Here is an 8,508-nt window from a genome sequence, read left to right as displayed (position 1 = left end):
ACGAATCGCTCTTAAAAATGCTGTATCTAGCTACGCAGGATGTATTAAGGAAATGGACAGGCAGGATTCAGAATTGGGGTCAGATATTATTACAGCTATCAATTTTCTTCCCAGAGAAGGTTAAATCGCATTTGCGATAAACCTTGGGGAGCCCTCCGCGGTGGCTCCCCAAACCCCTCATCCGCGGTACTTGCTGAGGATTTTGGGCAAAAACCACCCAAAATCCTCAGCAAGTCAGTTTTGATGGTGAATGGAAGGAAAAAGCACAAAATTATTGACAGACCCAAGGACAATGACGAAAAGACCTCCTATCGTAGAATAGTAACTACGACAGGAGGTCCCGTTTTGTTGTATGGCTATTGCTAATGCGCTTAAACCCCTTTATTTTCAACTCTTGACGTACGTTCAAGCAAGCAGCAACATTCTGTATGCCTTGAGTGGTCAAGAAACGCTAGTGTCAAGTCAGGGCTAAAAATTTTATTGGATAAGCGATTATCCGCACACAAATCTTCATTTTTTTATCGGACACTATAAAAAATCCAATGCATTGCTTTCCATTATATTGATAATGTGTAGTCAGTTTGTTTGCCTTTATAGGATAAGTTTTATACAATAAATACCTAAAGGCGTTATAGCATATTTATATTCTAAATAAGGATTACTTTGTACATTAAGTAAAAATCCTTTTGTCTCTAAATCATTTATGCAAACCCAAAACTCCTGCATCCCCAAATTAGTTATTTTTTTTTGTATTTTAGAAAGTATTTCTTTCAATGATTCACATTGAGATATACGTCCATTCAAGTTCCCATCTGGATCTAAACATCCATTTGCTTTCGCTTCTTCATAAAATGCCAATAACGTAGTCAAATGGATAGGTTCACAATCTTTCAATTTACTTATAATATTATTCTTCCTAAACTGGTCACTATCAAATTCTTTATTCCCAATACCTATTTTAAAACTCTCAATATCCATTAAGTTATCAATCCTTTCCTCATAGACTTTAATATAAAATAATATTTTAGCAAATTCTGATTATTAGCCGTATGTGAAATCCAATATTGTATCTTCTAATATATGGATGTCAAAAAGCTGATCTATCACTTATTCCCTGTTACTATAATATTTATATATTTTTTCATTACATAAATGAAAAGAGCATATATCGAAATAGTAATTAATAACTCAATCCAAGATAATATCACTCCAGAGAATATTGCTATTTTTTCACCCAAACACGTAATTTTCAAATAATTACCATTAACTAACAGTAATTCTACATCAAACCCTCCATCAAATTTAAAAAGAAAATGTCTTATGTTTACGAAATCCGGAATGAAATTAGATATTAAAATTAAGATGAAATAAATACCTACCATAAAAGTATAAAGCCAAAAAAAGGCTCTAGTACATACCTTATTATTGATATCTCCAAATGCTTTTATTGCTGGTGGCAATTGCCTGTATCCATGATTTGCACTATTATGTAATTGTACTAACTCATTATATTTTTTTTCTACTCCTAAGAGTGAGTTAATTCCAATATTGATTAACGCGATAGTTGTTGACAAAATGCTCAATTGCAGTAAATATTGTAAAGAAAAAGGTACCAGATATCTCATTTTCCCATCTCCTTTTTTATTTCAAATGTTTCAATACCTGCTTCAAGCATTTTTTCAAGAAACCTATATTTGTAATTATCATAATCATCTAATGACTTGTTTGCAGTATGTTTAATGCAGTTCATCCATTCTTTTGTTGATTCTTTAAGAGTTGCCGGAAATCCACTTATACCTCCACCCACATAGAATGCAAACTTATGATGATTAAATGCCTTCCTATAAATAAACTGTATTAATTCGGCATTGCTAATATCACAACCATTTGAAATTGTTGGTAATGAATCCTTGACACTAAAACCCTCTATACTATCTAAGAGAAGGCGTTGGGTATATAATCTATCCTGGAGATATTTAATGTTTATATCGTATTTTTCCTTTGAAAACTCATCATCCATTCTTGCCCATTGTGGAGTACCTGTATAAATAATATCTGCACCACATAGTCTTGACATTTTGAGTATGAACTCTCTACTCAAATGTCTATACATTCCAATTGCATCTGGGTAACAAGTGATTGCAACTTGGCTATCTAATTTTGTCCTTATGTATTCAGAAACTAATCTTAAAGAATCAAAACCAGTAACTAAAACATCAATTTTCACAAATTTTATTCCTTTAGAATGTGCATATCTTAGTCGTTCAATCATCTTTTCAATTGAACCAGTAATGTTAACTGAGAATTTTGTCTTATATGAACGCTGTAAATTCGCCATAATATCTACACGACTTGTAAAAGGGCAGTATATTGGATCAATTATCCGTTCATCATCTTCAATTATATCTATTTCACCCTTCGAAACTTCTTCACAGACTTTCTTAAGTTTGTCTATAGTCAGTCCCATTCTGGGTTTAATAGAGAAGGCTACAATAGGCCTTAAATCAGTAATTACTGTATCTTTAAGAAACTCTTTATAAATTCTGTCTATTCCTATATTTGGCCCTTTAAAGTATTCTCTATAAACATCAGAGTTAAGACAAAAATCTGCTACCTGGATTTTATAGAAATAGCTATATGTTAGGACATCTCCTGCTATTGTTGCAATAAAGTGATCAACCCCCTCAGATTCAAAATTAAAGAAGTCATCTTTGAAGGTCAATGTAAATTGTTTTTTATCGGAAGCTAAATATTCAGGTTCTATACTTGGTTGAAAGTCTTTAACTGATTCCCAACCATCAATAGTTTTATCGATTGCTGTTAATTCATCTGCATAGGTTCCCCAAGAAACATCTCTTGCAAAGCTTCTTAACGCTTCTATGGAAACATCTCCGCTAAATTTGCCCATTCGTTCTTTAATTTTTTCTTCTTCTTTTAAAATAAAATTATTATAAGTAATAACTATTGACATTTTTATTATCCTCCACTTTTTCTATTTCAATAGTTGCAATTGTCATTATTTCATTTTTATCTATTTCCCCATAAAATTTTTTAAGCGCATTTTCAAGTTCTTTAAAACTATTAAAACCGTCTTTTCTAGCATCCTCAACTGTAATTTCAGAAAATCCTAGAATCCTTATTTGGGTTATACTGACGACTAAACTATTCGTCTTAAAATAAATTATTGCTTTTCCAGCTTTATAATCTCTTACACCCTTGCGGATAGTAGACTTTTTCTTACCTGATTTTATTAATTCGTAGAATTCGGATGACATTTCAATAAATTGTGGTTGATCAATTAATCTTACTTTAAAAGCAATTAATTTATTATTACCGCAATTTTTAAGTCTTAGAATCTGAGTGCTTAAGTCTATAGCATTTTCTAAGTTAATCGCACCAGAAATGATCTTCTTATAATCAATACTTCTAAAAACATTGTTAATAGAATCGAATGTTCTAATTTCCTCTATTACTCCCCATATAGCCTTTGATGGGTTATTATATCCACACCTTAACTCAACTACTTTTCCAATTTGAATATTTTTCTCCGTATATTGTCTACCATATTTCCTTAACTCCCATTCTTTTCTGTCATGAATAAACCAATTATAAGGTTCCTTAGCAAGCGGGACAAACAATCTCGGTATTTTCATACTATGATCCAACTTTCTTATAAAAATATAGTTTCTTATGAGGAATAAAACATCCTTCTTTTTTATTAAAAAATGGCCTTGAATTCAATAATTTATCATAAACATTATATCCTGCTTTATTGAGGAAACTATTAACTTTAGAATCTAAAATCTCTTGTGCTATACTTTTAGTATGTGTTGTAAAAACTTCTATATAATTTGAAGGAGGTATCATTTTAGTATTGGATACAATTCCGGCATGTTCAGCTAAGATTGTTCCAATACCAATTCCTTGAAATAACTTTAGGACTGCAAACCTACTTGCCCAAGATATTTTTAGCAACCCAATTACAATATCTCGTGATAAATCATTTCCATTAGCATCTTTACCACTTATTAAATATTCATCAACTCCTAATTCTTCAGCAATTTTAATCCTTCCCTTAGGACTTGCATAAGTCAGCTGATCAATAATTGCACAACCTATTATTTTACTAGATTTGGATAATATTTTTTGAAATGGAGTTGATTCTTCGGGTTGGTTGAGTTTCTCAAGGAAGTATTCATGATCTTCATCAGATTCTATTTCTACAAGTATCATCATACCTTTATTGGGTGGTTTCAAATAATGGTTACTTTCTATAATACTATTACCAATGCAATAATCAGATTCATCGATAGCACTTCTTATAACAATACTAATATTATGATTATCATAATTTATCATACTTTTTACATTATAGGCCGGTAATAATTCAATAGATTCAGTTATTCTTTTATTTGTAGCTACCAAATGCTCTACGCCATCTATTATACCATACCTAAAATCATAATCTTGTATAGCTTTTCTGCCTATAATACAATCCTTGGGTAATTTAATCAAAGGAATATCTTTGTTCTTACAAACTAAAAATTCTCCCTTTAAACGCGGCGTCTCCAACTTTATCATAATACACCCCCATACTACACTAACCACTATCTTCTTAATTGATTAAATCCCATAAAACACGAACTCTTTTATCTTCAAATAATTTAATCGCATTCTCCTTATCCATTACATATCCCCCGTATTTTTAAAATTTCACTATCTTAGCTATCTACATCAACTCCAAGATATCGCTGTTTCTTTGCTTATAATAAGATATTATTCGATATAAATTCCCATTTTCCTCCATGCCGCTATAAAAATAATATTTTTACTCAATTTAGTCTATCTAGCACTTCTCAATATCACTGATTTTATAAACGATACTGTTCCAAGTAATCAGTATATTTTCGCCGGACATACTCCACAAACTGCATTTGCAGTTCTTCTGTACGCAATATTTTCGCTTTTGAATCCATGTAAAGCAACCATTGAAAAAAGTCATTTTGATCTGTAACATCAACGATAACCATACATTTATTAAATGGCCGTTCAAAGAATAGTGATTCGTTGCCAAATTTTCGTTTAACTTCTTGTTGAATTATATTATCACAAAGTAATGTTACTGTTTCAAAACTGGGGGAATACAAATTTTGGCTTCTGTCCATATACCACCTTAAATAGTACTCTTTTCTGCCCGGCCATACATTAATTTGAGATGCATTAGTTTTGTCCAAAATCATTAACTTATTGATGAGAGCTATCTCAAAGCAATCCAATTCATTGCTTTTTTCATCATGACCCAGCAAGATATATTTACCATCATCAAGAAATATGTAGTATGGCCTTACTTCTTTTTTATGTCCGCTTCCATAAAAGGCCTCTCCATTAAATTGACGAGGCATTATCATTTGAAATGATACTACTTTGTTTTCGGCAATTGCACAGAGTAGTGCACTAATCTTCTCAAGTTCACTTTCTGTTTCAACCTTATTAGACTCATTTATGAAACTGCCTTCCTCCAGTAGCGCCGCTATGGAAACCGAACATAATGACCATATTTTCTGCAAAATTGCTGTACTTGCTTGAACAGTGAGAAATGTTGCATCTGCAACCAAGTCCGCAATTATTTTCAACTCATGCTTCTCAAAAAGGTACGTTTCCATATAATAGCCGCGATTGTGATTGTCACACTTGATAATTTTATATCCAACGGTTTTCAGAGCTTTCAAATCTCGAAGCACTGCCTTCCGCTCAGCGTCAACACAGCATTGCTTTAATTTGTTTATGATTTCCGTTGTGTTAAGCGGATGATTAACATCTGTCTTTTGAAGCATTTTAAGAACCAGCAAAAGCCTTGGCTTTTTTACATTTTCCATCAGATTTCTCCTTTGGGGATTCTTTTATTTAAGAATAAAATAGAAATCCAGTTTTTACAAGCCTTGTTCGGATATATTCTATGAAAAATCAAAAATGCCATACCATTTCTGGTACAGCACTTTTCAAAACTATTTTAATCTGCAATTACGAAAAAGTCGCTTGAATACAAGGTTTGATTTAAGTTTTTTAATTTTTAGCCCTAATATACGCTCAATAACGCTGGTGTCAAGTCAGGGCTAAAAAATTATTGGATAAACACAAATCTTCAACTTTTTATCGTACACTATATAAAATCCAATACATTGCCACCCATTATATGGATAATGCTAATGATCTAATTCTTTCTATTCTGCTAAACATAATCGTTCATGTTGAAATGTTCTAAAACTTTTTTACGCAAATCTAAATCCATAGATTTTGAAGGATAAATTCGTTTATCCGGGAAATCATACAAGCTATAATTCCATTGGTATGCGTAATACTTAGGTGATTGACGAATAAGTTCAATGTGCAAGCGATCCATTTCAGGATGTAGCGAATTTTGAATATGCATAACGTGTTTATCAAAAATCTGCAATAGTGCAATACCATGCTTTTTCGCATATTCTGATGCACCACTCTGGAAGCCAGATGTAGAGATCAAAATCCCCTTGTGTCCACCTAAACTTCGCACCTTATCTGCTAAAACGACAATTTTTTCACGTTCAATTGGTCGTGTATATCGTTTGCATTCTACAATTACTTTAAAACGAACTGATAATGCAATGAATTCAGCATAAATATCAATTTGATAATCCCCATCATCAGTTTGAATTTTTTGATTATGGATCATGGAGAAATCTTTTAAAGATTCTGATTCAGCATAAGCCTTCAAAACCTCTAAACAATATTCTTCAAATTCATTAGCAGAAATGCTTGAGACAAATTTCCGATATGGATTAATTGTTTCCATTACACTTTATCCCCCCTCCACTTATCTTTGCAGCAACGCATAACCTACTCTATGGATAATCAAGAGCTCATTATTCATGTGACGATAGTATTATAAATCTAATCCTTCAGTCTTTTATTATCTTTATATTTCCCGATACCACTTCTGGGTTGCGCTTTGAAGTAATCCGATATCTAATATCACTATGTTTTCAGTTACAAAAATCGGCGTTGGAAAAGCAACTACCGTATGTTGTTTAATGTAATCTATATGAAGTTTAACTATACAAGATGAATCACTTTGATAATAATCATACTCAAACACATCGTCCAGATTTTCCTTATAGTCCTCTACATAATCTCTTGATAAAAACGAATATCCTGACATGGGGACAGAGGATGATACAGGGTGATTCAATGGTTTTCTTGATGAATCATAATCCATAAATAATGCCGTGCCGTTTATTCCAAACAATTCTGCCAGAGAACAATCATTACAAGCATATTCTAACGACCCTTCTTCCGGAAGTGGAAGTTGCTTATGGTGCAACAGTGTACCCGATTCAAATTCAAGTTCAATGTCAATGTCTTCATCAAAGGTAGTTCCCTCGTTGGACAACAAAAACTGTATACAAGAAAGATTCTCGAAGCATTTTTCTATTGGTATCCAATTCAACAACTCATTGATTGCTTTTTCCAGGGTGATAATGTTGTCATATTTTTTACTTTCGGCATCAGTTCCTTCAAAAGTGCGCCCTCTGCCCAAGATAGTCGGTGTACTCAAATGATTTTCTCGCAAGTGCCCAAGATTAAAAAAGTCATCAGCGATTTCTATTTTCATATAGCCAGCAAAAAAACGAATACACTCTTTAGTTACGTCGCTAATTTCTACCGCTTTATAAAAAGTTCCTAATATAGAATTTTCAAGATTATGATATGAACCCAATTTATTTTGAGATATTTTAGAAAACAATTTTAAAATCTTTTCCTGCATTGCTTTGGAATCTTTGTCGCTGTTTAATATAAACTTTCCTATGTAGGCATCTTCGTATAGTTGGCCTTCATACACAGATTTTAGTTTCAACTGAGGCCGAGCCTTTGACACTAATTCAGTGATTTTAGGCAGTATCAAAAAATACTGAGACAAATGCGCGAAAAACAATTTTCTAAAGTCCTCGTCACTGGAATAGGTGAAATATAAGCCCCTGCCTTTGTATCTATCTTTGAACTCATTCACTTTAACGTACTGTTTGTCATCAATGGAGGAAGGGGTGATCGGCTTTTCTGAAAAATACATAAAGACCTGTTTTCCTGCATCAAGCATGATTTCGATTTCTTCCTCTGAACCAGAACCATACCGATCAGTAGGTGTTCCAAAGCGCGTCCAGAAAATTGCGATTGCAGCGTCACAATCCTTAACAAACTGCTTATTCAGTAATTCCTGCGGCTTGTCCCCAGATTGGGCGTAAGAACTTTTAGACCAATGGCGAGAACGGATATTGATCCCTAACGGATCGGAATATAGTTCATTAAACTGTTCAACAACTTCTTTTATAATATCAATTTCTCTCTGGATATCTCCCGGGCAGGAAATAAGCAAATCGTATTGAATAACATTTTTAGCCATATAATCCTCCGCCAATTTATTGCAACATGATTTTATAAGCAGTTCCCATTATTACCCTTATAGGTATATAAATA

Annotated in this window: 8 protein-coding genes and 1 pseudogene; 1 reads left to right on the top strand and 8 read right to left on the bottom strand. The window is 32.8% G+C overall.

Annotation, left to right across the window (positions count from 1 at the left end; translation table 11 throughout):
• Window positions 1-140: pseudogene (locus tag DFR58_RS22590) on the top strand (IS256 family transposase); the annotation flags it as partial.
• Window positions 141-591: 451 nt separating this feature from the next.
• Here DFR58_RS22590 and DFR58_RS04310 read toward each other — a convergent pair.
• From DFR58_RS04310 to DFR58_RS22130, 8 genes are all read right to left on the bottom strand, one after another.
• The gene (locus tag DFR58_RS04310; RefSeq protein ID WP_114296564.1) at window positions 592-978 is read right to left on the bottom strand and encodes a hypothetical protein; all 387 of its coding nucleotides are present in this window, start codon (window positions 976-978) and stop codon (window positions 592-594) included.
• A gap of 125 nt (window positions 979-1,103) precedes the next feature.
• A complete protein-coding gene (locus DFR58_RS04305) occupies window positions 1,104-1,625 on the bottom strand; it encodes a hypothetical protein (protein ID WP_114296563.1) in 522 nt (173 codons plus the stop codon).
• Complete coding sequence (locus tag DFR58_RS04300) at window positions 1,622-2,971, bottom strand: RuBisCO large subunit C-terminal-like domain-containing protein (RefSeq protein WP_114296562.1); 1,350 nt, start codon at window positions 2,969-2,971, stop codon at window positions 1,622-1,624. Before DFR58_RS04300 ends, DFR58_RS04305 begins: the two co-directional genes overlap by 4 nt.
• Window positions 2,949-3,653, bottom strand: coding sequence for an ASCH domain-containing protein (locus DFR58_RS04295; protein ID WP_114296561.1), 705 nt, complete (start codon window positions 3,651-3,653; stop codon window positions 2,949-2,951). Before DFR58_RS04295 ends, DFR58_RS04300 begins: the two co-directional genes overlap by 23 nt.
• A gap of 1 nt (window position 3,654) precedes the next feature.
• Window positions 3,655-4,581, bottom strand: coding sequence for a hypothetical protein (locus tag DFR58_RS04290; protein WP_114296560.1), 927 nt, complete (start codon window positions 4,579-4,581; stop codon window positions 3,655-3,657).
• A gap of 290 nt (window positions 4,582-4,871) precedes the next feature.
• On the bottom strand, window positions 4,872-5,876 hold the full coding sequence (locus DFR58_RS04285; protein ID WP_114296559.1) for a helix-turn-helix transcriptional regulator: 1,005 nt from the start codon (window positions 5,874-5,876) through the stop codon (window positions 4,872-4,874).
• Window positions 5,877-6,229: 353 nt separating this feature from the next.
• The gene (locus tag DFR58_RS04280) at window positions 6,230-6,829 is read right to left on the bottom strand and encodes a restriction endonuclease (RefSeq protein WP_114296558.1); all 600 of its coding nucleotides are present in this window, start codon (window positions 6,827-6,829) and stop codon (window positions 6,230-6,232) included.
• A 123-nt stretch (window positions 6,830-6,952) separates the two neighbouring features.
• Window positions 6,953-8,434, bottom strand: a complete 1,482-nt coding sequence (locus DFR58_RS22130) for a hypothetical protein (RefSeq protein WP_207659119.1) — start codon at window positions 8,432-8,434, stop codon at window positions 6,953-6,955.
• Window positions 8,435-8,508 lie beyond the last annotated feature (74 nt).

Source organism: Anaerobacterium chartisolvens (assembly GCF_003337415.1).
Classification (GTDB): Bacteria; Bacillota; Clostridia; order Acetivibrionales; family DSM-27016; genus Anaerobacterium; species Anaerobacterium chartisolvens.
The sequence above is the reverse complement of the archived record's forward strand: the minus strand, read 5'-3'. Positions and strand labels throughout refer to the sequence as shown.